The sequence below is a fragment of the Corynebacterium sp. MSK073 genome (assembly GCF_030232085.1).
Lineage (GTDB): Bacteria > Actinomycetota > Actinomycetes > Mycobacteriales > Mycobacteriaceae > Corynebacterium.
Genome location: NZ_JASPIY010000010.1, coordinates 60,656 through 83,745 on the forward strand (window position 1 = coordinate 60,656; position 23,090 = coordinate 83,745).

General features: G+C 60.8%; 22 protein-coding genes and 3 pseudogenes. 9 read left to right on the forward strand and 16 right to left on the reverse strand.

Annotated features, from left to right (window positions below):
* Window positions 1–6: 6 nt before the first annotated feature.
* The 5 genes from QP970_RS08040 to amn form a co-directional block, all read right to left on the reverse strand.
* Window positions 7–360 carry a hypothetical protein gene (locus QP970_RS08040; RefSeq protein WP_239269678.1) on the reverse strand — a complete coding sequence of 118 codons (354 nt, stop codon included), beginning with the start codon at window positions 358–360 and terminating at the stop codon, window positions 7–9.
* A gap of 74 nt (window positions 361–434) precedes the next feature.
* Window positions 435–923: a ferritin gene (locus QP970_RS08045; protein WP_023016464.1), complete on the reverse strand. Its 489-nt coding sequence runs from the start codon at window positions 921–923 to the stop codon at window positions 435–437.
* A 285-nt stretch (window positions 924–1,208) separates the two neighbouring features.
* Window positions 1,209–2,690: a SulP family inorganic anion transporter gene (locus QP970_RS08050; RefSeq protein ID WP_239275735.1), complete on the reverse strand. Its 1,482-nt coding sequence runs from the start codon at window positions 2,688–2,690 to the stop codon at window positions 1,209–1,211.
* 21 nt (window positions 2,691–2,711) lie between these two features.
* Complete coding sequence (locus QP970_RS08055) at window positions 2,712–3,224, reverse strand: phosphoribosyltransferase (RefSeq protein ID WP_005276176.1); 513 nt, start codon at window positions 3,222–3,224, stop codon at window positions 2,712–2,714.
* 72 nt (window positions 3,225–3,296) lie between these two features.
* Window positions 3,297–4,700 (reverse strand): AMP nucleosidase, encoded by a 1,404-nt coding sequence (gene amn, locus QP970_RS08060; RefSeq protein ID WP_239269680.1) that lies wholly within the window; start codon window positions 4,698–4,700, stop codon window positions 3,297–3,299.
* 438 nt (window positions 4,701–5,138) lie between these two features.
* Between amn and QP970_RS08065 the strand changes: the two genes are divergently transcribed.
* Window positions 5,139–6,152 carry an esterase/lipase family protein gene (locus QP970_RS08065; RefSeq protein ID WP_239269681.1) on the forward strand — a complete coding sequence of 338 codons (1,014 nt, stop codon included), beginning with the start codon at window positions 5,139–5,141 and terminating at the stop codon, window positions 6,150–6,152.
* On the opposite strand, the gene QP970_RS08070 is transcribed toward QP970_RS08065, so the two are convergent.
* From QP970_RS08070 to bioB, 3 genes are all read right to left on the reverse strand, one after another.
* Window positions 6,153–7,076, reverse strand: coding sequence for a Sir2 family NAD-dependent protein deacetylase (locus QP970_RS08070; protein WP_239275733.1), 924 nt, complete (start codon window positions 7,074–7,076; stop codon window positions 6,153–6,155).
* 183 nt (window positions 7,077–7,259) lie between these two features.
* Window positions 7,260–7,523, reverse strand: coding sequence for a biotin synthase auxiliary protein BsaP (gene bsaP, locus QP970_RS08075; protein ID WP_023024778.1), 264 nt, complete (start codon window positions 7,521–7,523; stop codon window positions 7,260–7,262).
* Window positions 7,523–8,503: a biotin synthase BioB gene (gene bioB, locus QP970_RS08080; RefSeq protein ID WP_005276160.1), complete on the reverse strand. Its 981-nt coding sequence runs from the start codon at window positions 8,501–8,503 to the stop codon at window positions 7,523–7,525. The genes bsaP and bioB overlap by 1 nt, the downstream gene beginning before the upstream one ends.
* Window positions 8,504–8,580: 77 nt before the next feature.
* Between bioB and QP970_RS08085 the strand changes: the two genes are divergently transcribed.
* A complete protein-coding gene (locus QP970_RS08085; RefSeq protein ID WP_284869846.1) occupies window positions 8,581–9,888 on the forward strand; it encodes a M20/M25/M40 family metallo-hydrolase in 1,308 nt (435 codons plus the stop codon).
* A 16-nt stretch (window positions 9,889–9,904) separates the two neighbouring features.
* Here QP970_RS08085 and QP970_RS08090 read toward each other — a convergent pair whose 3' ends face one another.
* The 3 genes from QP970_RS08090 to QP970_RS08100 are packed head-to-tail and all read right to left on the reverse strand — an operon-like array spanning window position 9,905 to window position 11,359.
* On the reverse strand, window positions 9,905–10,210 hold the full coding sequence (locus tag QP970_RS08090) for a CHY zinc finger protein (protein WP_239269684.1): 306 nt from the start codon (window positions 10,208–10,210) through the stop codon (window positions 9,905–9,907).
* Window positions 10,188–11,018 (reverse strand): hypothetical protein, encoded by an 831-nt coding sequence (locus QP970_RS08095; RefSeq protein WP_239269685.1) that lies wholly within the window; start codon window positions 11,016–11,018, stop codon window positions 10,188–10,190. Before QP970_RS08095 ends, QP970_RS08090 begins: the two co-directional genes overlap by 23 nt.
* On the reverse strand, window positions 11,018–11,359 hold the full coding sequence (locus QP970_RS08100; protein WP_239269686.1) for a heme transporter: 342 nt from the start codon (window positions 11,357–11,359) through the stop codon (window positions 11,018–11,020). Before QP970_RS08100 ends, QP970_RS08095 begins: the two co-directional genes overlap by 1 nt.
* Before the next feature lie 229 nt (window positions 11,360–11,588).
* Here QP970_RS08100 and QP970_RS08105 point away from each other — a divergent pair, with 229 nt between their 5' ends.
* Entirely contained in the window at window positions 11,589–12,761 is a 1,173-nt protein-coding gene (locus tag QP970_RS08105; RefSeq protein WP_284869847.1) for an HNH endonuclease signature motif containing protein, read from the forward strand.
* A gap of 236 nt (window positions 12,762–12,997) precedes the next feature.
* Here QP970_RS08105 and QP970_RS08110 read toward each other — a convergent pair whose 3' ends face one another.
* The 5 genes and pseudogenes from QP970_RS08110 to QP970_RS08130 form a co-directional block, all read right to left on the reverse strand.
* Window positions 12,998–13,630 carry an IS3 family transposase gene (locus tag QP970_RS08110; RefSeq protein WP_239275731.1) on the reverse strand — a complete coding sequence of 211 codons (633 nt, stop codon included), beginning with the start codon at window positions 13,628–13,630 and terminating at the stop codon, window positions 12,998–13,000.
* Window positions 13,542–13,943, reverse strand: coding sequence for an IS3 family transposase (locus QP970_RS08115; RefSeq protein ID WP_349819853.1), 402 nt, complete (start codon window positions 13,941–13,943; stop codon window positions 13,542–13,544). The genes QP970_RS08110 and QP970_RS08115 overlap by 89 nt, the downstream gene beginning before the upstream one ends.
* Before the next feature lie 137 nt (window positions 13,944–14,080).
* Window positions 14,081–14,279 (reverse strand): annotated as a pseudogene (locus tag QP970_RS08120) (hypothetical protein).
* Between the two features lie 72 nt (window positions 14,280–14,351).
* Window positions 14,352–15,832 (reverse strand): annotated as a pseudogene (locus QP970_RS08125) (multicopper oxidase domain-containing protein).
* Window positions 15,833–15,903: 71 nt separating this feature from the next.
* Window positions 15,904–16,479: a CueP family metal-binding protein gene (locus QP970_RS08130; RefSeq protein WP_023024759.1), complete on the reverse strand. Its 576-nt coding sequence runs from the start codon at window positions 16,477–16,479 to the stop codon at window positions 15,904–15,906.
* 404 nt (window positions 16,480–16,883) lie between these two features.
* On the opposite strand from QP970_RS08130, the pseudogene copR reads away from it, so the two are divergent.
* From copR to QP970_RS08160, 6 genes and pseudogenes are all read left to right on the forward strand, one after another.
* Window positions 16,884–17,607: pseudogene (copR, locus tag QP970_RS08135) on the forward strand (two-component system response regulator CopR).
* Window positions 17,604–18,731 (forward strand): two-component system sensor histidine kinase CopS, encoded by a 1,128-nt coding sequence (gene copS / locus QP970_RS08140; protein WP_239269692.1) that lies wholly within the window; start codon window positions 17,604–17,606, stop codon window positions 18,729–18,731. Before copR ends, copS begins: the two are co-directional and overlap by 4 nt.
* A gap of 114 nt (window positions 18,732–18,845) precedes the next feature.
* The gene (locus tag QP970_RS08145) at window positions 18,846–19,172 is read left to right on the forward strand and encodes a heavy-metal-associated domain-containing protein (RefSeq protein WP_239269693.1); all 327 of its coding nucleotides are present in this window, start codon (window positions 18,846–18,848) and stop codon (window positions 19,170–19,172) included.
* A 51-nt stretch (window positions 19,173–19,223) separates the two neighbouring features.
* The gene (locus tag QP970_RS08150; RefSeq protein WP_284869848.1) at window positions 19,224–21,446 is read left to right on the forward strand and encodes a copper-translocating P-type ATPase; all 2,223 of its coding nucleotides are present in this window, start codon (window positions 19,224–19,226) and stop codon (window positions 21,444–21,446) included.
* A gap of 47 nt (window positions 21,447–21,493) precedes the next feature.
* Window positions 21,494–22,108, forward strand: a complete 615-nt coding sequence (locus QP970_RS08155) for a YdhK family protein (protein WP_005276111.1) — start codon at window positions 21,494–21,496, stop codon at window positions 22,106–22,108.
* Window positions 22,109–22,375: 267 nt separating this feature from the next.
* Window positions 22,376–23,086 carry an IS6 family transposase gene (locus tag QP970_RS08160; protein WP_284869849.1) on the forward strand — a complete coding sequence of 237 codons (711 nt, stop codon included), beginning with the start codon at window positions 22,376–22,378 and terminating at the stop codon, window positions 23,084–23,086.
* Window positions 23,087–23,090 lie beyond the last annotated feature (4 nt).

Here is a 23,090-nt window from a genome sequence, read left to right on the forward strand (position 1 = left end):
TCCAGTTTATGCGCGCCTAGTAGCTTGGGTCTGCACGGCCACAATCCCTACCGCGGTGCCGGCGATAAAAATCACCAGCGCCAGCGTCGCCTGCGCCATCGGCAAAACGATGAGCACGGCCAGCGAAGCCAAAATCAGCATTCCACTCAGGGAATATAGGGAGCGGTTGACCAGCCCGCGCTTACCGATGACCCCACACGCCAGCATCACCACCCCCGCAAACGGGCTCAGCATAAGCGCTGCGGTGGTCAAAAAGATGCCGAGGGTGACGTGGCTTGAGATGACCGCAGCCCCAATGATGAGGCTTAATGCCAATACCGCCAGGGTGGCGGAGAGGGTTGTTTTGAGGTGTCCAGACATACGTCAATCCTCCCACAGCAGCGCAGTGCCATGGGAGGATTGATTTAAATCTTGATGTGTTTGTTATTCACAACTTAGGAGTTGCGGTTAGCCAAACGGGAATCGATGCGCAGCAGGCCAGCGCCATCGTTGCCCACCAGCTTGATCTGGTCGATGATCTCAGAAACGGTGTCCTCTTCCTCGATCTGCTCAGCCAAGAACCAGTCAATGAGCTGACGGGAGTCCAGGTCCTGGATGTCAAGGGCAACGCGGGCGATCTCGCGGATCTGCTCGGAGACCTTCTGCTCGTGTGCCAAGGAAGCCTCGAACGCATCCAGCGGGGTGGCAGCCTTGATGGAGCCAACCGGGATATCGTTGAGCTCTACGCGGTAGCCGCGTGCCAAGAGGTGATCCGCAAGCTTCTGTGCGTGAACGCGCTCTTCGCCAGCCTGAGCCATGAACCAATCGCGCATGCCCGGGAAGGACAGGTTGTCCATCTCGTAGGCCAGCTGGGTGTAGACCATAGCGGCGCCGTGCTCGTTAATGACCTGATTGTTTAGCAGGGTTTGCAGCTTCTCATCCATTGCTAAATCCTTTCTGTAGGAATCAATTAATTGGTTGTAGGCACTACAATACCCAAATAAAATCTCCCGTCTAGCAAGGCATGCTTAATCAAACCCGCACCTCAGGGGCATTTTTCAGATTGGATCACCTAAGTTAGTTAAGACAAAGCTGCTCCACGGCCCGAAGTTAATATCGCCTAATAGTTCGAGGTCATCGCCCTAAACGGCCAACCTCGCCGCGCTAGCCCACTCCATCCGACCCCCTGCAGCCAGTACGCCCCCGCATATCAGATTTGCAATGTGATATTAATCACCCAGTTGCCCACTCAGGCGTTCTAGGCGCTGCGCGCTCGCCCCATCGAGGCCCCGAAACTCCACCTCAATGCCGCGATCCGCGTACTTTTTCTGCACCGCATCCAGCGTCGCCACCGTCGAGGCATCCCAGACCTCGGCATCGGAAAGGTCCACCACCACGAAGTCCGTATCGAGCGTGTAATCGAAGGCGTAGACCAAATCATTCGAGGAGGCGAAGAAGAGCTGGCCATGCACCACGTAGGTATATCCATCTACCAACTCAACCTCCACGAGGTGTGCCACCCGGCGGGCAAAGCCAACCGATGCCGCCACCACGCCTAATACCACACCCACCGCGAGGTTATGCGTAGCCAGCGTGCCCGCGACCGTCAGCAGCATGACGAGGATTTCAGAAAGCGGCATCAACTTCAGCGTGCGCGGGCGGATGGAATGCCAATTCACCGTCGTCGCCGCCACGAGGATCATCACCGCGACCAGCGCGGCCATCGGAATGCGGCCTACGGCCTCGCCAAAAAGCAGGCACAGCACGAGGAGGAAGGCGCCGGCGAGGAACGTCGACAAGCGCGTGCGCGCCTGGGATACCTTGACGCCGATCATCGTCTGGCCAATCATCGCGCACACGCCCATACCGCCAATGGCTGCGGCCAATATATTGCCAATGCCCTGGCCAAAGGACTCGCGGGTCTTATCGGAATGGGTATCCGTGATGTCATCGACAAGCTTTGCCGTTAGCAGCGATTCCATCAGGCCCACCAGCGCCATCCCAAAGGCGTAGGGCGCAATTACCTGCAGGGTCTCCAGGTTCCACGGAATATCCGGAATGAAAAGGCCCGGCAGCGTCGTGGGCAGCTCGCCCTGGTCCGCCACATCCGGCACCTTCCACCCCGCCGCGACGGCGATGAGGCTTACCACCACGATGGTCACTAGCGGCGCCGGAATTACCTGGGTAAACCGCGGCAAAACGATCATGATGGCTAGGCCTATAGCCACCAGCACGTAGACCATCCAGGGGACATCGATAAGGTGCGGCAGCTGCGCGGTAAACATCATAATTCCCAGCGCATTGACGAATCCGGTCATCACCGAACGCGGGATAAAGCGCATGAGCTTGGCGATGCCCACCCACGCCAACAGCACCTGGATGATACCGGCCGCAAGCACCGCCGCCACCACGTAATCATGCCCATATTCGTGCGCGAGCGGGGCCACCACCAGGGCTACCGCGCCCGCCGCCGCGGAAATCATGGCGGGCCGCCCGCCGGTAAAGGCGATGGCCATCGCCATAATCACCGAAGAATACAGCCCCACCCGCGGGTCGAGGCCGGCGAGAATGGAAAAGCTTAAAACTTCCGGGATCAAAGCAAGCGCCACCGCCAGTCCGCCAAGGACCTCCTTGCGCAAACGCGCAGGTGAGGAAAATGCAAAGCGGAAACTGGCGATGACGCCGGTGGGTGCAGGCTGCTCGTTAATCACGCCTGCACATATTAGTAGCTACTACGAGCCTTCCTGAAAGGAGCCATCCGCCGTGATCACCGGCAGCACCGACCAGGCAAAGTTGATCCACTTATCCGTCTTCTTCCACGAATAATCCGGCTCAAAGATGGTCTTCGGCTTGGTATAGACCACAGCGGAACGCACCTCATCGGCGGTTTCTTCCAAAAAGTTCACCACTAGATCCAGGGTCTTGCCGGAATCGGCCACGTCATCAACGACGAGCACCTTCTTACCCTTAAGGGAATCCGTATCCAACTGCGGGGACAAGATGATCGGCTCATCCAAGGTCTGGCCAATATCGGTGTAGAACTCCACGTTGATAGCGCCCATGGCCTTGACCCCGATGGCATAACCAATGGCACCGGCTGGGATCAGTCCGCCGCGGGCAACACCCACGATCAAGTCAGGAAACCAACCGGATTCCACGATTTGCTCCGAAAGATTCCGGCTCGCTTCGCCGAAGACTTCCCAGGTGAGGTTCTCCCGGTCCGGGTGGATCCAATTCTCAGTCACGATTGCGCGGCTCCTTTTGCGTCATGGGCTTTCTTTGTAGTTTAACTAGCGATACCTACCAAGGGAAAGCAGCTACCGGAAAGGAACCTCTCCCAACGTGCGCCGCAGCTTGCGCGTGCGCAGGCGCTCCGGGTTTTCTGCCAACTGTTCCACCGCGCGCACCGCGCACATGACGTGGGCTTCCTTGGAGTTGGAATAAAACGCCTGGGCCTGCGCCGGCAGCTTCGGCACGGCGTGCAGTGGCAGATCCGATACGGATAGCAGCGTGCCATAGGGCACGCGGTAGCGGTACCCATTTGCCGCCAAGGCGCACGATTCCATGTCCACCGCCACCGCGGTAGAAGTGCGCAACCACTCCCACAGATCCCGGCTGGTGCGCCACTCCCAATCGCGGTCATCGGTCGATAGCACCGTGCCGGTGCGCATGAGCGAATTATCGCTGCCGTAGACCTCATCCACGGCCGCCTCCAGCATGCGCTGAACCTCTGGAATAGCCGGAATTGGCGTGGAAGAAACCACCTGCCGGTCCAAAATGTGGTCGTGGCGCTCGTAGGCATTGCCCAAGATCAGGTCACCGATGCGCATGCGCCCATCCATGCCGGCGCAGTGACCAATCATGATCCAGGCCTCCGGCCGCAGCACGGCCAAGCAGTCTGTAATGGTCTTCGCATTCGAAGGCCCCACCCCGATATTGATCATCGTGATTCCATCGCCACCTGCGGTAATGAGATCGAACCGGGGCATCTGAAAGCGCGAGGTCAGCGTCAGCCCATCCAGGTCGAGGTCCACCGCATCATTGGGGTGAATGGTCTCCCCATTGGGCAATACGAGCGCCGTATATCGCGAATCTTCCTTGGTCAGCTCGCGCAGGCCAAATTTCACGAATTCCGTGGTGTGCATCGCGTAATTGGTAAACAGGATGTATTTCTGCACCGTATCGACCTCGATGCCGGTGTAGTGCTCAATGCGCGCACAGGCAATATCGAAACGCTGCGCCCCGAAGTGAAAGAGCGGCTTTTCCCCGCCGTGAAAGGCGTCCCACTCGCCATCAATAATCGCATCGTTGACCTCATCCAAGGTCGGGCGCGGGATGGGACCGCGCTCCTGCGGCGCCGCCGGGGCATCCTTGATGTATTCCGGCGGGATGCGCTCATCCGATTGGCCGACGAAGATATCGCACGGATAGTTATTAGTCAGCCGCGTCAGCTGCTCGTGCAAGTACTCCCGGATGATGTGCGGCTTGGAGACGACCGCAGAATACTTGCCAGCCTCGTCCACATAGCCAAAGGGCTCGGAGCGGTCAATCGGCTGCCATTTACGAATCTCCACTGTCACCTTGGGATAGACCACGTGGCGATAATCATCGAGGGTGCCGGAGGCAAGGGCCTCGCGCCCCAACACACACGAGGTTTCATAATGTTCAATTAAGCGAGTCACCGCTTCATCTACGGAGTGGACATGCTGCAGATCGGTCATACCGGCGAGTTTAGCGGGGACCGAGCAGCACGGCAGCGGAGTCTTTTCTACCCTGAATCCTAAACGCCCACTTGGTATCGTTAGCTCTATGCCTGCCACTAATATTGGGGTGGAGCTTTTTGCCGCCACCCGTGAATTTCCCGTTGATCTTCCCATTCCCCCGCATGAGGATGAAGCACCCGCCGCCTGCTTCGACGACTAACCCTCCCGAGGCATAAACGAAGGCCCGCCGACTGCGCATCGGCGGGCCCTCTCCCCATGACTAATCTCTGGCACTTAGCGGCAAGGAGTGGAGCGCCCTACGCCGTAAGCACCGCCCGTGATTAGGCAAGCCTAAGTTTACAAAGATTGTGGCGTGAGGTCAAGGGCTTGCCCATAAATTTCTTCAACTTTTCCAAAGAGGCCATTTACCTGCATTAACGCGTATGATTGGAAGGCATGGCTGTCGAATCTCTTGCAGAGTTGAAAAGCATTATTTCTGAACAACTCCTCAAGTTCGGGCGCGTGAACGAGGAAGATACACCCGAAGAAAAAGATTCGCCTCGCCTTGGCATCGCCTCCCCGGCCGCGGCCAGTGCTTTGCAGGATGACGTTGCCGATGAGATCGTTGACCGCCTCAAGGCCGAAAAGGATAAGTCCAGTCCCGGCGATTCCGCCCTCGACGCCGATGCCGCTAGGACGCTCCCTCTCGGCGCACGCACGAAGCCGCGCGGCGTTTTCGAAGACGATTGGGGCGCCCGCCCGAGCGACGAGCGCCCCTGGCCGGTCATCCTGGTCCACGGCACCTGCGATACCAAGGGCGTCTGGCAGATTATGGGCAATATCTTGCGCCAAGACGGTTGGGCGGTCTTTGCCCCTGACTACGGTCACCGCGCCACGCAGACCATCCCGGAATCATCCCAGCAGCTTGGCGCGTATATCGATACCGTGCTCGCCGTCACCGGGGCAGAAAAGGTCATCTTAGTAGGCCACTCCCAGGGCGGACTGCTCGCGCGGTACTGGATGCGCATGGACGGCGGCGCCGAAAAGGTCATCCACCTCATGAGCATCAGCGCGCCTAATCATGGGACGACCCACGGGGGCATCGCCAGTCGCCTCATTCGCACCCAACGCCAAGAGGCGGTGATCCGCTCCATTATCGATGGCTGGTTTGGCCCCGCCGGCATGGACCAGGTGGTAGGCAGCGAGGTGCTTCGCGATGTCAACCGCGACGGCGACCTCGAATCCGGCGTGAGCTACACCTGCATCGCCACGCGTTCCGATGCCGTCGTCGTCCCGCCCGAGACCTGCTTCCTCGACCCCGAGGGCGCGCCCGAAGGTGCGGTGCGCAATATCTATATCCAAGATTTTGACCGCCACGCCGTGGTCATGCACGAAGATATGCCCATGGATAAGCGCGTGCACGCCATCGTGCGCACGCTGCTCAGGATGGTCGAGCACACGCCGCGATAATTAAATCTCCAGCTCATCGAGCAGGGCATCAAAGGCCGGGCCCACCTGCGTGCGCCACAGCGTATCCACCTTCTTGTCCCCGCGGCCAGGCCCACCGTTAATAACGGCCACGCGCTTGCCCTGCTTCTTTGCCTCAAGCACAAAGCGATATCCACTCATCACCGCCAGCGAAGAACCGGCCACCAGCAGCGAATTAGCCTCGTTCAAGAGCGCAAAGGCCGCATCCCGCCGCGTGGCTGGCACGGGCTCGCCAAAATACACCACGTCAGGCTTGAGCAACTCCGATCCGCAACGCTCGCAGCCAGCCATTCGAAACGCCGCGACGTCTTTCTCATCCAGCGTCACGTCACCATCCGGGTTAACTTGGTCCCTTTCCACCACTAGGCGCTCCAGGTAGCCCGGGTTCGCGGCAGCCAATCGCGCATCGAAGTGCCCGCGATCCTCATAGTGACCACACAACAGGCAGACCACGGTTTCCATATCGCCGTGCAGCGTGACCAGCCTGTCCGTACCCGCCCGTTTATGCAGACCATCCACGTTCTGGGTCACCACACCATTGACCAGCCCGGCGCGCTCCAACTCCACGAGCGCATAATGCGTGCGATTGGGTGCCGCGGAATCCATCACGCGCCAGCCCACGAAACTGCGCGCCCAATACCTATGGCTAGCGGCCGGGTCGTGGCGAAATTCCTGATACGTCATCGGCCGGTGCCTGCTCAGCGAGCCCCGCGGTCCGCGATAATCCGGCACCCCCGATTCCGTCGATACCCCCGCCCCGGTCAGTACCATCACCGGCCCTTCTCGCAGCTGCTTGGCGATGTCCCCCAAAGCCTGCCCCGCCTCCGTATGCGGAGCTGTCTCCTCCACGACGCGCGCAATCGATCGCAGCGCAGACTGATGTGCGTGGGCTACGGCGGGATCCATACCCACCAATCTAATCAAGCGATTGCGAGTTTTTACCAAATTTCGCAAGTAGGACGTACCAAATCTCTAAAGTAGAGCGCACAAAATTTCGCAAGTAGATTTACCTATCCCCAGCTCACGGGTATTTTTTAATAGGAAAAGGAGCCGCCTGCCTTGCGGCAGCGGCTCCTTATCTTGGTAGTGCTAGCTCTCTGGTAGCTGCTCTACGTATAACCACTCAGAATCTAGCTCCCCGTGGCGCGAGCACTTGGTATGCCAGCCATCGGGGCGCACCTGGGCCACCATGCGGCGGCCGCAGATCTGGCAGTAGCGCGGCACGTCGAGGCCGGCAGCTGCAGCAGGGTGCAGCGTGAAGACCTCTTCGATCGGCTTGCCGGTATTGGGGTGGAAAATTGGCTCGTCCCCGGCCAGGACGGCGGTTGCCAACTCAGAGTTCGGCTCGGACACTACAGAGCCTTGATCGGGAGATCGATGCGGCCCAGCATGTCCACATCCTTTTCGATTTCCTGACCCAGGGTGGTCAAGTAATTGCCGGCAATGATGGCGTTGATGCCGCCGAGCAGACCGCGCTCGGTGCCGTCATCGCCAAGCGAAAGCTCGCGGCCGCCAGCGAAGCGGAGGGTGGTGGAGGGCATCGCCAAGCGGAATGCAGCAACGGCGCGCAGGCCCTCACCCAGCGGAACCAGCGGGCGATCAGCGAATGGGGTGCCCGGGCGAGGGTCGAGGAAGTTCATCGGAACCTCGCACGGATCGATCTCTGCCAGCTGGGCTGCGAACTCGGCGCGCTGCTCCAGGGACTCGCCCATGCCGATGATGCCGCCACAGCAGACTTCCATGCCTACCTCGCGCACGTAGTCCAGGGTCTTCTTGCGCTCTTCCCAGGTGTGGGTGGTGACCACGTTGGGGAAGTAGGAGCGGGAGGTCTCCAGGTTGTGGTTGTAGCGCTGTGCGCCCATGTCCTTCAGGCGCTGTGCCTGCTCGCGGGTCAGGGTGCCCAGGGAGCAGGAAATCTCGATGTCAACGGCATCATTAATGGCGGCGATGGCCTCGCCCACCTGGTCCAGCAGGCGGTCATCCGGGGACTTCACCGCAGCGACGATGCAGAACTCGGTAGCGCCGGTCTTGGCGGTCTTCTGCGCCGCCTCCACCAGCTCAGGGATGTTCAGGCGCACTGCGCGCACTGGGGACTCGAAGAGGCCGGACTGGGAGCAGAAGTGGCAATCTTCTGGGCAACCACCAGTCTTGATGGAGATAATGCCTTCCACCGATACGTCCGGGCCGCACCACTTCAGGCGGGTCTGGTGGGCGATATCAGCAATTTCTTCCAGCTGGGAATCTGGAACCTGCAGTACTTGTAGTAGTTCTTCCTGGTTAAGGCCTTTGCCTTGCTCCAGAGCTTTCTCACGGGCGATGTCGATGATGCTCATGCAGTGAACCATACTTGAACGCCGTTCAACTTTGGCCAAAATCACAAAATTTTTTTCGCGGGATTACCCTAAGGGGCATGACGCTTTACAATGACACCCTCGAACTCCTCCAAGAACTCATCCGCAATGCTTGCGTGAACGACCTCACCCCGGATTCCGGCTTTGAGGTGCGCAATGCCGATACGCTAGAGAACTTTTTTGCCGGCGAAGACGTCTCCATCGAGCGCTTTGAATCCCACCCGGGCCGCGTCTCCATCGTGGTGACCGTCCCCGGCGATCCCGCCAAGGAACCACTCACTCTTATGGGGCATACCGATGTCGTGCCCGTCGACGAACCCAAGTGGACCAAGCCGCCCTTCGAGGCACTCATTGAAGACGGCAAGCTATACGGCCGCGGTTCCGTAGATATGCTCTTTATTACCGCCACCATGGCCGCCGTCACCCGCGAGGTAGCGCGCGCCGGCAACCCCGGCGGAACGCTTGCCTTCGTGGGCATGGCCGATGAAGAGGCCCGCGGTGGCCTGGGCGTGCGGTGGATGGCAGAAAACCACCCCGATGCCTTCTCCTGGAAGAACTGCCTCTCCGAGACCGGCGGTAGCCACCTGCCCGGCGCGGTGGGCTTCAACGTGGGAGAAAAGGGCGCTGGCCAGCGCCGCCTCCACGTCACTGGCGATGCCGGACACGGCTCGACGCCCTACGGCAAGGACTTTGCCATCATAAAGATTGGCGAGGTCGCCCGCCGCATCGCCGAGGCCGAGCCACCCACAGCCTCCAACGAGATCTGGGAGGGCTTCGTCCGCACCTTCAAGTTCGATCCTGAGACCGAAAAAGAGCTTATCGATGGCACCGGTGACTACACCAAGTTCGGCAACCTCGATGCCTACGCCCACGCCTTTAGCCACACCACCATCGCCGAGACCGTCCTGCGTGCCGGCGGGGCCATCAATGTGCTGCCTTCCCACGCCTACCTTGAGATGGATATCCGCCCCTTCCCTGGGCAAACCCAGGAAGACTTGGACGATTTCCTCCGCAGCGCACTGGGCGATCTTGCCGATGAGGTAGAAATCGAACACCTCATTACCGAAAACGCCACCCAGTCCTCCACCGATACCGAGCTCTGGCGCACCATTGAGGCCACCGCCAAAGAGTTCTTCCCCAATAAAGACGTCGTCCCCGTCCACGCCACCGGTGGTTCCGACCTCCGCTTCGCCCGCCGCAAGGGCGGCAATGCCTATGGCTTTGCGATGCACGCCGAGGGCCGCGATATGGCCAGCGCCAACTCGCAATTACACAGCCACGATGAGCACCTCTACCTCGAGGACCTAGATCTCACCGTGCGCGCCTACCACAGCTTGGTCAACCGCTTTTTGGGTCTGAACCAGTAGCACTCTCCCCTCGCTTTTACGCGGTGACCTGAAAATAGATCCCGGCATGCGCACTGCAGCCGGGATTAAACATATGCCCACACTTCGGGCATGCCTCGACAGAGGAATACAGCCGGTAATCCATCTCGAGGCCACAGGAACCGCAGAGGGCAGCGGGGGCATCGACAAGCATGGGCCCAAACTCATGATCCGTCAGCTCCGCATGGCACAGCGCGCACGCGAAGTACTCGCCGCAGGTCGCGCACTTATTGGCCACCACGTCGAGCGGGGAATGCCAATGCTTGCACCGGCCCTCCGCATCAATCGCGCCGCGAATCTTCATGGTTCTGCCACTCCTTCTTCTTCGCCTCCGACTTCTTTGCATTGCGCACCGCCATCACCCCAAAGGCAATGGCAATAACTATAGGCATCCACACCCTGCTGTAATCCATAAGGAAAACCACCCATTCCGGAGGTACAAAGTGCACCGCAAACTGCGGCGCGGGCAAGGTAATCTGCGGTGGCTCCGGCAGGTTCGGCAAATTTGGCAGCGGAAGGTAAATCTCTGGGAAATCTACATCTGGCAGCTCCCAATCCGGCAGCAAGCGCGAGAGGATGCGGCTAATAATAGGAGCCAAAACAATCATCGCGATGGCCCACCCGGACTTCCCCAGCCCACCGAGCAGTGGATACAGCACGCGCTTGAAGGGGCTTTCTTCCATTGCCCGGCGCCGCTTTTCACCCAAGGAGCCCGGCGGCGGATCAAAGGCCACGGCCTCCTCCCCATCGCGGTAGTAGACATCCTGTATCTCCCCGAAGGGCGTGGCTTGGATATCTACATAAGGCTTAGTCAGCGGCGCACTATTCTCACTGAATGAGAGATCGTTTTCCAGATTCTTCTGCAATGAATAACGGCCGCCACGCGGCTTGTCGTGCCGGCTGCGAACCTCGCCATTGACCACGATCTGCATGCGGGGTGCAGGATTCTTGCGCCAGAGCTGGATGCGGTGGATAAAGGGGGCATCGCCAAGCACCGGCGTAAATTCCTTCGGCTCCTTGGGCCATTCGCCCTGCTCAGCGAACTCGGCATCGTAGCCGCGCTCAACCTCGAGCAGGCCAGCCTCAGGGTGGTCCAACCGCCAGATTTCCATCAGCGCTTCCTCAACTTGGCGCCCAATTTGCTAGCACCCAACGCCAAAAGGACCACTACCGGCAGGTAAATCCATGTCCCCTCGTTGAAGTACATCTCCATGGCCGCGAAATAGGCGATGCCCGCAACCCAGAAGATGGTCCATGAGTAGCGGAATGTGGCGGCATCGATAAGAGCAATAAGCACGGTAAGCCCACCCATGATGCCGAGCAGCGTCGTTCCGGAAACCGCCTGGTAAATCGCCGGCGGGAGCACCAGGAAGTTAGCGATCATCGCCAAAGGCGCCCACCACTGCCACCACGCGCGGCCGGGTTCTTCCTGCGTTTCCTGCTCCTGGCTCATACCCTCCTCAAGCTAGCACATAATTTTGTTTTTTGAGCCGGTTATCCTGACGGAAGAATATGCATTCCTACCTGCGAAAACGCGTTAAAACAGGCGAATGTCCGGCGGGTGTTCTATAGTGTTTTTCGTACACACGTTCACAACACAAATTTAGGTTTTAAGCGCCATGGAAGATCCATACTTTTCCACGACCAACACCAAAGACCCCACTACACGCTTAGCTTTTGAGATGCGAAAATCTGAATACGAGTTCTGGACTGAACAGATCCCCGATCTCGATTCTGATTTCGAATTAGTCACCCAATCCCTTTACCGCACCACCGGAGTTAATCAGGGGCGAATCGGCCATATTCTGATGGCCCTGTATCGCCTAGAAGAGCTCCCGCAGCTGAAAGAGCTGCAGCACCAGCTTTACCACTTAGATTTAGACCGCCTCATTGCCATCAATAAATCCCTTAACCGCCTGGGCAACCCGGCCCCGGAGGTAGTCGCGCGCATCGATGAGCAGCTCACCGCCTACCTCACCCCCACCCGCGCCAACCAGGCCATGCGGACGCAAGCGCAGATTAAAAGGAAGATCAACGAGCTCATCAACCTCGAAGATGACACCCTTGCGGTCAAGAAGGGGCCGACCCAGCCGCGCTACACCATGGAGAATTGGGGAAACAATACCGCAGCAATGACGCTGAGCGCGGATCCCTCGGTGATGGCGTGCGTAGATAAGTGCATCAAGGAGACCGCGCTCAAGCTGGATTGCTCGCTTGCCGATGCCGCCATTTCCCTCCTCACCGGCAATACCGAAGCACCCCAGGTCATCCTGAATGCCTACAAGGCAACCGATGTCCCCAACTCCCCCGCATTCATTGAATCCGTTGGGTGGCTCGACCCGGCGCGCTCCAACGCCCTGCCCTACTCCAAGATCCGGGAACTGAACCCGGATAAAGAGGTAAAGGGATATGTCACCCCGCCGGATATGGCAGCCTACCTCGAAGGATTCGACGGCACCTGCCGCTACCCTGGCTGCAACCGCCCTGCCACGGTGTGCCAGAAGGATCACCGCATCAACCACGCGGATGGCGGGCCGACGACTCCCGCAAACCTTGCGTGCCTGTGCCAACACCACCACAACATAAAGACCGATGGCCGGGCCTTTTACGTCATGGATCCGCACACCCGGGACATTATTTGGTTCTTCGAGGACGGCACCTGGACCGTCACCGAGCCCTCCGGCCCGCTGGCGGAAAAGAATAAGAATTGGGTGCAGACTTTTGCACAAACCATGACCGCCCACCGCGCACGGGCCTACGAAGAGGCCCACGAAGCACAGGAAAAAGAAAAACAGCAACTAGGTGCGCGCATGGAAATCATTGCAAACGGTGTTTCAGGACTGGCCCTACTGTAAGCACCGAGGTTCCAATTCCGGATACGGCAAGTGCCGCTGCCGGGCCGATGGCACTTACGATAGGCGCCCCGATAATGTATCCGATAAGCATCGCAGAGCTATTTATCGATCCCATCGTAGAAAGGGCTTTGGGCTTCACCCCATCAGGTACGGTTCCCACCACGATGATTCGCAGTGCGGCCACCTGAATGGCATTGCATACTCCGCCAAGGAATGAAGTGCCCCGAGTTTTGTTCCTAGGCATTTGCCTTGATTTCTATTATTGCCTGTGGCGGGTTCTGCTTCCAAAACTCGGTTTCCACCTCGGCTGGGGTTCGGTATCCCAAGCTTTGGTGGAGCCTTACCTCGTTCCACCATGACACCCACTCGAACGTCGCAATTTCTACCTCGATAACATCATTCCACCTGCGAGTATGGATGAGTTCGTTCTTATGAGGGGCCGTTAACGTTTTCAGCCAGTGCATTGTCATATAAGTCACCACACTTCCGGTGGAAGCAGTGATCCCGTGTTGGGCAAGTCGCTGGTTGTAGACCACGCTGACATACTGCGATCCGTGATCCGAATGGTGAATGAGACCTGTTGTTTCCTCAGCACACACGATTGCCTGGTTGAGAGCTTGCAGCGGCAGTGCTTCGGTGCGCATCGAGTCTGATAACGCCCACCCAACGATCCGTCGGGAGTAAACGTCGGTGACAAACGCGGCATACACAAAGCCTTTCTTCGTGCGCACGTAGGTAATGTCGGCCACCCACAGCTTATTCGGGCCCCGGGCTTTAAATTCACGCTCGACCAAATCCGGGCGCAGATCCGGCACGTTGAGGTGTACGCGTTGTGATTGGTGATCCGCCTGTGCCTGTGCCAGAAACACCAGCCAGGCGCATCAGCCGAGCGGTTTGTTCACGACCGATATCGATTCCGTCACGGTGAAGCGCATGCCACATTTTCCGCACGCCGTAAACACCGTCATTATCCCGATGAACAGCACTAATGCGTTCAACCAACGCAGCATCGCGAAGTCGACGAGCACTTAACCCACGGGCCTTGGACTGGCGATACCCACGCGAGGTGATAAACCCACCAGCCCGGTTATTTTTCAACGTCTTACAAATGAACTCGACAGAGAAATAATTCCGGTATTCATCGATGAACCGGATCATAACCGAGGCTTGGGGCCTGGTCATGAGGCGAAAAAGCTGAGGCAGCCTTCAGCAGCTCATTAGTGTCGCGTAGCTGGTGATTTTCACGGCGTAGCCTCGCGTTTTCGGCGGCCACATTTTCAGGCACAGGTTCTGGGATGTTTCCCGCACGGCGGGCAGGCTTAAGTCCATTGACGAGCCGTGTGCCATGAAACCCCCAACTTTGGAGCTACTGCCTGGCACGCGGGGTGCATCGACATATTTTCCGCCACGATGCGATCTTCCACGAGACGGACCACACGATCCTTTGCATCCTGGTCAAATTTTCTCGGCACGTTCCAGATTTTCCCATCTACTCAAACGGAACAAAACCTGGGACACTTCACACCAACGCCGTGTCCACTACTCGGGGGACACCCCCGCCCACCTCGGCACTCAACCCTGCTGTGGGGGTTACTCGTAGCGAAGCGAGCTGAACATCCCGGTTTCCAGGTGATAGGCGTTATGGCAGTGAAATGCCCACTCACCGGGGTTGTCAGCGATCAGGTCGGCGATCATGGTTTCACCGTGGCGGAGAAGGACGGTGTCCTTGCGTAGCCCGCCGCTGCCGGGCAGCGCCCACGTGTGGCCGTGGATGTGCATGGGATGGGGCATCATGGTTCTGTTGCGCATGACCATCCGCAGGCGCTGGCCCTCCTGCACGGTCGCGGAGGAGGATTGGCCGTCGGTGAGAATGCTCCATTCATACGGCATCATCTGCCCGCCCAGGTCGATACTGACTTCTCGGTCTGGTGTGTCCTCGGGCAGGAGTGCACGGTCTGCTGGCTTCAGGGAGGACAGAAGCAGTCCGGTGGACGACAACTCGGGGAAGTCGACATCGGGGTGGGGGCCTGGCCGCCGGCGGTGCGGATGACGGCGAAGGCGCGGTCGTCCTTACCCACCGCCAAAGCCGTGAGCGGGAAGATGCCGTCGCCGAGGATGACCTCGACGTCGACACGCTCGCCCATCGACAGGTAGATCGATTCGGTCTCCCGAGGCTGGACGGGGAAGCCGTCGGTGTGGGTGACGGTCATGCGGTGACCACCGAGGGCCACCTTGAAGATGGTGTCACCGCCGGAGTTGATAAACCGCAGGCGGGCCTTGTCGCCCGGGCGAGCCTCGAAGGTCCGGTGAGCACGGGGGATACGTCCGTTGATGAGGTAGTGCGGATACATCACATCGCCAGCATCCCCGCCCAGTACCCGGTCCGGGGTGCCGTGCATCATCTGGCCGTGACCTCCCATTCCCTTCTTCCCGTTATGGTCGCCTGAACCCATTCCGGTGAGCTTGTCGAGCTCATCGTCGGGAGTGCCCTGAATGCCATCGACCCAGTCGTCGAGCACGATGGTCCACTCGACGTCCTGGTCCTCAGCGTCTTGCGGGTCACGGACGATCAGTGGGGCGTGGAGGCCGCGATCAAGCTGCAGGCCGGAGTGGGAATGGTAGAAGTAGGTGCCACTGTGGGGGACTTCAAAAACATAGGAGAAAGACTCGCCAGGTTCAATGGGGTCCTGGGTCATGCCGGGCACACCGTCGGCTGCGTTGTGGAGTGCGATACCATGCCAGTGGATGGAGGTGCTCTCAGGAAGTTCATTGGTGATATCGACCTGGAGGACGTCGCCGGCGGTGGCCTCAATGGCCGCATCCCCGGTGTCAGAGACGTACCCCCACGTCTTGGCTTCGATGCCGCCGATATCCAGAGAGAGGGGCCGGGCGGTCAGTGTCCGGCGCACCGTCGGCTCACCGAGCGCAGTGGGGGTGGGAGTGGGGCGAAGAGAGGAACCTGGTGCCGAGGCAGCGGGTCCAGGGTCGCTGGTGCAGGCGGCCACGGCCCCGGTGCCGGCGAGGACGAGCCCGCCGAGCAGAAACTGTCGTCGGGAAAATCCGTTCATCATGATTTAACCTTCCTTGGTGTTAGATTTCAGTGACACGGGAGACAGGCGCAGGTGAGGACCCTGCTGAGCCATCACGTCAGGTGCAGGTCTGTGACACAGGTGGCACCGTCGTCGGCGGTGGAAAACTCCGCGGTGCCGGTACGCCCCTGGTAGCTGACCTCAATCAGGCCGGTGGCATCATCGGGAAGCCAGAAGCCAATAAACCCGTTGTCGAAGGTGGTTGTCGCCTCGTCCACCAGCACCTCACCGGTCGCCTCATCGGTGATCGTGACCTGGATATCCTCATTGTCGAGTTCCCCCAGGCAGGTCGTGAGGCTGTGGTAGAAGCAGTCGTGGGTGGAGGTGAGATAGGGCGCGATCGAGACATACGTCTGATTGTCGGGAAGATCGACCACGACTTCCTGGTCATCGCTCGAGAGCAGCAGTTCATCGGCACGCACTGAAGCGATCAGATCCGTGGGACGCTCAGTGACCTTCTGCCGGTCGAGGTGATCAATGATCTCCACCGCGTCCATGGCGGCCAGGCCATGGGTAGTCAGGAATGTATCCCGGGACACCGTCCCGTCGGCGGTGGGTTCCGGGTCGGCGGCCGAACACCCCGTGAGGGCGAGGGCAAGGGCGGCGGCTGCGATCGCTGCTCGTTTCACGTCAATCTCCTTGGATCGTGGTAAGACCGTGAGAAGACACCGCCTCAAGGTCGATGTCATACCTTTATCTAGCACGGGTGCCTGACGGACTAGAAATCAAAAGCCCTGCTCACAGCCTTATAACAGGGCGAAAAGGGGGTGGATTCGGTGGGCTGGGTCACCACCGGGACACCACCCCACAGCCGTGGGCGATGTCCTTCTACCCGCCCCGGGTATGCGGTGCAGGCAGTGAAATCCCTGGTGGCGCCTGCTGAACCGACCAGGGGAGGCGATGCCGCCGGCCCGGGGTGGGGCACAAGGGTGACGGCAGTCGAAGGGTGATGTTTGAAGATTTGATGAAGATTGCCCCGCCGGGCACTGAGCGAGGGTGGTATTCCCCCCTGACCGGAGCAATACTGGGGCCTATGGCTGACCGCACACCGACCACCGCCACGCCCCCGGGGCGGGTGCTGGTCGTCGATGATGAACAACCCCTGGCTCAGATGGTGGCCTCCTACCTCATCAGGGCCGGCTTCGATACCCGCCAGGCTCACACCGGCACCCAGGCCGTGGACGAGGCTCGTCGCTTTTCCCCTGATGTTGTGGTGCTGGATCTGGGGCTGCCCGAACTCGACGGCCTGGAGGTGTGCCGACGGATCCGCACCTTCTCGGACTGCTACATCCTCATGCTCACCGCGCGTGGCAGCGAGGACGACAAGATCAGCGGTTTGACCTTGGGGGCGGATGACTACATCACCAAACCTTTTAGCATCCGGGAACTGGTGACCCGGGTGCATGCGGTGCTGCGCCGCCCGCGCACCAGCACCACCCCACCGCAGGTGACCACCCCCTTGATCGTTGGTGACCTCATCCTTGACCCCGTCGCCCATCAGGTGCGGGTGGGGGGAGACGACCGTGGAGCTCACCCGCACGGAGTTCGAGCTGCTGGTTGCCCTGGCCCTGCGCCCCAGCCAGGTGCTGACCCGCCACGACCTGGTCACCGAGGTCTGGGACACCACCTGGGTCGGTGATGAACGCATCGTCGATGTCCACATCGGCAACTTGCGTCGCAAGCTCGGCACCGACACCCGGGGCCGGGGGTTTATCGACACCGTGCGTGGCGTGGGCTACCGGGTGGGGCAACCATGAATCACGGACCCGGCCTGACCTTCCGCTTCCTGGCCGCCCAGGTGTTGGTCGTGGTTATTAGCCTGCTGGTGGCCGCGGCCGTGGCCACGACGGTGGGTCCGACCCTGTTCCATGATCATATGTTGATGACCGGCCAGGAGGACCCCTCGCTGGAGCTGTTCCATGCCGAGCAGGCCTACCGGGGCGCCAACCTGATCACCCTGGCCGTCGCCCTGCCCACCGCCTTGATCAGCGCCCTGCTGGCCAGCCTGTGGTTATCGCGTCGTCTGCGCACCCCCCTGCAGGATCTCACCCGCGCCGCTACCAGCCTGACGGCCGGCAACTCCCGTATCCGCGTGCCCGCCGGAAAAGCAGGCCCCGAGGTCACCACCCTGGCGCATGCCTTCAACACCATGGCCGATCGGCTGGAACACACCGAACAGGTCCGCCGCCAGATGCTCTCTGATCTGGCCCACGAAATGGGCACCCCCTTATCGGTGCTCACGGTCTACCTCGATGGTCTCCAGGACGGGGTCGTGGACTGGAATAATGCCACCCACACGATCATGGCTGACCAACTCACCCGCCTGACCCGGTTGATGGAAGACATCGACGATGTCTCCCGGGCCCAGGAACACCGGATCGATTTGGACCTGGCGGAGGAAGGGCTCGGGGATCTGCTCCATACCGCCGCTGCTGCCGCGGGGGAAGCTTATGCTGACAAAGGCGTCGATTTACAGATCGAGACCATTACACACACCGCCCGGGCGCTCGTGGACCGGCAACGCTTCGGCCAGGTGATGAGCAATCTCCTGTCGAACGCGCTACGACACACCCCGGCCGGCGGGCAGGTCCGGATCAGCGTCCACCGACAGGGGGCGTCCACCGCACTCATCCACGTCGCCGATGACGGCGAGGGCATCCCGCCTGACCAGCTCAGATACATCTTCGAACGCTTCTACCGGGGGGATGCCGCCCGCAGCCGGGACGACGGCGGGGCCGGTATCGGTCTGACCATCTCCAAGGCATTGATCGAGGCCCACGGCGGCACTCTCACCGCCACCTCCCCCGGACCCGGTCGCGGAGCGGTGTTTGCCCTCCGCCTCCCGCTGTCCCCTCCCGACAGTGAGGAGGCTGCTCGGTGACCACACCCTGCCCCGCATGAGAGCCGCGCCCTCCACCCATTGAAAATATACCCCTGGGGGGTATATGCTAGAGAGTGGCATCGCCGCATCCCACCGACTCGTAGGAGCTTTCCCATGATCACCTCCCCGCCCCGCCTCTTGCCGATGGCCTCCCACGGCTGCAGCTGTTGCGGACCTGCCTCACGTGCCGACACCGCCTCCACCCCTGCCACCAGCGACTCGTCAGCAGGAGGGTCCTCCCCTAGCTACCAGGTCACCGGCCTGACCTGCGGGCACTGCGCGAAAAGCGTGACCCAGGCCCTTCAGGCCCTCCCCCAGGTCGACGACGTCCAGATTGATCTCGCTGCTGGTGGAGTTTCCACCATCACGGTCACCGGTGCCGTACCTCCGGAGATGGTTCGCCGGGCCATCGAGGAGGTCGGCTACACCGTCTTATCCTGATCAGTTTTACCCATCATCTCGACCCCGACCGGGTTGAGCGAAAGGAACGTCATGAGCACTCCCCACCATTCGGGTGATCACCCCGCTCCGGAAACAGACCACACCCACCACCCGGATCATGCCAGCCACGAACACCACGCAGATGCCGACACCCACGGCCAGGCAATGCCCCACGATCACCCGCATTCCGCCCCGGACGAAGACCACCACGTTCATGGTCACAGCGAACACGCCGGACACAGCACCGCAATGTTTCGGGACCGCTTCTGGTGGTCGCTGATTTTGTCCATTCCCGTCGTTATTTTCAGCCCCATGGTCGCCCACCTGCTTGGCTACCACCTCCCGGCATTCCCCGGATCCACCTGGATCCCCCCGGTGCTGGGCACGATCATCTTCGTCTACGGCGGAACGCCTTTCCTCAAGGGCGCATGGAAAGAACTGAAATCTCGCCAACCCGGGATGATGCTCCTGATCGCCATGGCCATCACCGTGGCGTTTGTCGCCTCCTGGGTCACCACTCTGGAGCTGGGTGGTTTTGACCTGGACTTCTGGTGGGAGCTGGCCCTGCTGGTGACCATCATGCTGCTGGGCCACTGGCTGGAGATGCGCGCTCTCGGGGCCGCGTCCTCCGCGCTTGACGCGCTGGCTGCCCTGCTGCCGGATGAGGCCGAGAAAGTCATCGACGGGACCACCCGCACCGTGGCCATCTCCGAGCTGGTCGTCGACGACGTCGTTCTGGTGAGGGCCGGTGCCCGGGTGCCGGCCGACGGAACCATCCTCGACGGAGCCGCCGAATTCGATGAGGCGATGATCACCGGCGAATCCCGTCCCGTCTTCCGCGACACCGGTGACAAGGTGGTCGCCGGTACTGTGGCCACCGACAACACCGTCCGCATCCGGGTGGAGGCTACCGGCGGGGACACCGCCCTGGCTGGGATCCAACGCATGGTTGCCGACGCCCAGGAGTCCTCCTCCCGGGCCCAGGCCCTGGCGGATCGGGCGGCGGCGTTGTTGTTCTGGTTCGCGCTGATCTCCGCTCTGATCACCGCGGTGGTGTGGACCATCATCGGCAGCCCGGACGATGCCGTGGTGCGCACGGTTACGGTGCTGGTCATCGCTTGCCCGCATGCCCTGGGCCTAGCGATTCCGCTGGTCATTGCGATCTCCAGCGAGCGGGCCGCGAAATCCGGGGTGCTCATCAAGGACCGGATGGCGCTCGAGCGGATGCGCACCATCGACGTGGTGCTCTTCGACAAAACCGGCACCCTGACCGAGGGTGCGCACGCGGTCACCGGTGTCGCGGCAGCTGTCGGCGTCACCGAGGACGAGCTACTGGCCCTCGCCGCCGCTGCGGAGGCCGACAGCGAGCACCCCGTGGCCCGCGCCATCGTGGCGGCCGCGGCCGCCCATCCCGAGGCCTCCCGTCGGCAAATCCGTGCAACTGGTTTCAGCGCCGCCTCCGGCCGGGGAGTCCGGGCCACTGTCGATGGCGCTGAGATCCTCGTGGGCGGGCCGAACATGCTGCGCGAGTTCAACCTCACCACCCCGGCCGAGCTCACCGACACCACCAGTGCCTGGACCGGGCGTGGGGCCGGTGTGCTCCATATTGTCCGCGACGGTCAGATCATCGGTGCGGTGGCCGTCGAGGACAAGATCCGCCCCGAATCCCGCGCCGCTGTGAAAGCCCTGCAGGAACGCGGGGTGAAGGTCGCGATGATCACCGGCGACGCGCAACAGGTGGCCCAGGCGGTTGGTCAGGACCTAGGCATTGATGAGGTCTTCGCCGAGGTCCTGCCCCAGGACAAAGACACCAAGGTCACGCAGCTGCAGGACCGGGGTGTGAGCGTGGCCATGGTCGGTGACGGTGTCAATGACGCCCCCGCTCTGACCCGCGCGGACGTCGGTATCGCCATTGGTGCCGGCACGGATGTGGCCATGGAATCTGCCGGGGTGGTCCTAGTCAGTGATGACCCGCGGGCAGTGCTGTCGATGATTGAGCTGTCCCAGACCAGCTACCGCAAGATGATCCAGAACCTGATCTGGGCCTCTGGCTACAACATCCTCGCCGTGCCGCTGGCTGCCGGAGTGCTCGCCTCGATCGGGTTCGTGCTGTCCCCGGCCGTGGGCGCGATCTTGATGTCTGCCTCGACCATCGTGGTGGCCCTGAACGCCCAGCTGTTGCGCCGCATTGATCTGGAGCCGGCTCACCTGGCTCCGACCGACGGGAAGGAGGAACACAGTAGGTCGATATCCCCCGTAACCGTTACTGACTGACCTTGTCTCTCGACCCCTAACTCACACCACCTTTGAAAGGAACGCTCATGAAACGCAGCATTACCCTCGCCGCCTTGGTACTGACCTCCACCCTGGCGCTGACCGCCTGCAGCGACGCCACCGACAACTCCGACGATGCCGACACCACCAGCACCACGACGGCAACCGCAGAGACCAACGAGACCCACCAGGAAGACACCACCACTGCCGACGAAGAGCACGGCGGGCACGACCACCCTGCCGACGGCGGGGCACCGCCGGCAGGCATTGAAGAGGCCGAGGATCCCACGTACCCGGTGGGCACCGAGGTCATCCTCACCGCTGACCACATGCCCGGCATGGACGGGGCCACCGCCACCATTTCCGGGGCGTTTGACACCACGACCTATTCGGTCAGCTACACCCCCGCCGAGGGTGGGGCCCCGGTTACCGACCACCGCTGGGTCGTCCATGAGGAGCTCGTCGATCCGGGTCAGGCCCCCCTGCCCGACGGGGCGAGCGTTGTCCTGGATGCCGAGCACATGTCCGGCATGAAGGGTGCTGAGGCCACCATCGATTACTCCACCGAGGAGACGGTCTACATGGTTGATCTCACCGTCGACGGGATGACGATGACCAACCACAAGTGGGTCACCGAGAGCGAGATCCAACCCGCCGAATAGTCCACCCACCCTGAACCGCGAGACCAGACAAGGCACCCGCTCCAGAGTCGGTCATCAATCGCTGCCGACCATGCCGCAGCACACCAGCCACACACGGAACCTGCACGCCCACAGGGCCCACGCTGAGGTAGACCTTCTGTGTCACTGCTTCTCTTAGTCAGGGAAATATGCCCTGGAATGACCCTGGTGACAGGAGTTCATTCCAGGGCTTTGGGTGCTGTTGCAAAGTTGGGGCAGTAGGAAGGGCGACGTGAACTAATCACAGCCATGGGTATTTTCTCGGGTCGTCATTTCCCCCGTGACATTATTCTGTGGGCAGTGCGGTGGTACTGCCGCTACGGGGTGAGCTACCGCGATCTGGAGGAAATGATGACCGAGCGGGGCGTGCCGGTTGATCACACCAGGATCTACCGCTGGGTCCAGAAATACGCCCCTGAGCTGGACAAGCAAACACGGTGGTACCGGCAGGTACCTGACTGGCAGGCCAGTTCCTGGCGGGTGGATGAGACCTATATCCGGATCGGCGGCAGGTGGTGCTACCTCTATCGGGCGATCACCGCCGGTGGCCAGACCCTGGACTTTTACCTCTCTCCGAAGCAGAACGTGGCCGCAGCGAAACGTTTTCTGGCCAAGGCCGTCAGATCCAATGCGTCAGCCGGGTATCCCAGAGTGATCAACACCGATAAAGCATCCTCCCTAGCCAGGGCAATCGCCGAGTTGAAGTCAGGGGGAACCTGCCCGCCAACAGTGGAACACCGACAGGTGAAATACCTCAACAACATCCTAGAAGGCGACCATGGTCGACTGAAGCGGATCCTCGGGCCGAAAGGTACGTTTAAGAACCGGACATCTGCATATCGGACGTTGAAAGGGATGGAGGCGATGCACTCATTGCGGAAAGGGCAAGGCACGATGTTTGCCTACGGGCAACCGAACCCGGACGCGGTGATCGTCAACCAGGTCTTCGAGACGGCCTAACAAC

Bases quoted from the DNA above. Each gene is read 5' to 3' on its own strand.
- bioB (WP_005276160.1), bottom strand. From the start codon at position 8,503: ATGAGCATCATCGACATCGCCCGTGAGAAAGCTCTGGAGCAAGGCAAA.
- QP970_RS08070 (WP_239275733.1), bottom strand. From the start codon at position 7,076: ATGGATCCCGCCGTAGCCCACGCACATCAGTCTGCGCTGCGATCGATT.
- QP970_RS08115 (WP_349819853.1), bottom strand. From the start codon at position 13,943: ATGACCAGGCCCCAAGCCTCGGTTATGATCCGGTTCATCGATGAATAC.
- copS (WP_239269692.1), top strand. From the start codon at position 17,604: ATGAATCACGGACCCGGCCTGACCTTCCGCTTCCTGGCCGCCCAGGTG.
- QP970_RS08065 (WP_239269681.1), top strand. From the start codon at position 5,139: ATGGCTGTCGAATCTCTTGCAGAGTTGAAAAGCATTATTTCTGAACAA.
- QP970_RS08090 (WP_239269684.1), bottom strand. From the start codon at position 10,210: ATGAAGATTCGCGGCGCGATTGATGCGGAGGGCCGGTGCAAGCATTGG.
- QP970_RS08155 (WP_005276111.1), top strand. From the start codon at position 21,494: ATGAAACGCAGCATTACCCTCGCCGCCTTGGTACTGACCTCCACCCTG.
- QP970_RS08160 (WP_284869849.1), top strand. From the start codon at position 22,376: ATGGGTATTTTCTCGGGTCGTCATTTCCCCCGTGACATTATTCTGTGG.
- QP970_RS08095 (WP_239269685.1), bottom strand. From the start codon at position 11,018: ATGGAAATCTGGCGGTTGGACCACCCTGAGGCTGGCCTGCTCGAGGTT.
- QP970_RS08150 (WP_284869848.1), top strand. From the start codon at position 19,224: ATGAGCACTCCCCACCATTCGGGTGATCACCCCGCTCCGGAAACAGAC.
- QP970_RS08145 (WP_239269693.1), top strand. From the start codon at position 18,846: ATGATCACCTCCCCGCCCCGCCTCTTGCCGATGGCCTCCCACGGCTGC.
- amn (WP_239269680.1), bottom strand. From the start codon at position 4,700: ATGACCGATCTGCAGCATGTCCACTCCGTAGATGAAGCGGTGACTCGC.
- QP970_RS08045 (WP_023016464.1), bottom strand. From the start codon at position 923: ATGGATGAGAAGCTGCAAACCCTGCTAAACAATCAGGTCATTAACGAG.
- QP970_RS08085 (WP_284869846.1), top strand. From the start codon at position 8,581: ATGACGCTTTACAATGACACCCTCGAACTCCTCCAAGAACTCATCCGC.
- QP970_RS08100 (WP_239269686.1), bottom strand. From the start codon at position 11,359: ATGAGCCAGGAGCAGGAAACGCAGGAAGAACCCGGCCGCGCGTGGTGG.
- QP970_RS08040 (WP_239269678.1), bottom strand. From the start codon at position 360: ATGTCTGGACACCTCAAAACAACCCTCTCCGCCACCCTGGCGGTATTG.
- QP970_RS08105 (WP_284869847.1), top strand. From the start codon at position 11,589: ATGCGAAAATCTGAATACGAGTTCTGGACTGAACAGATCCCCGATCTC.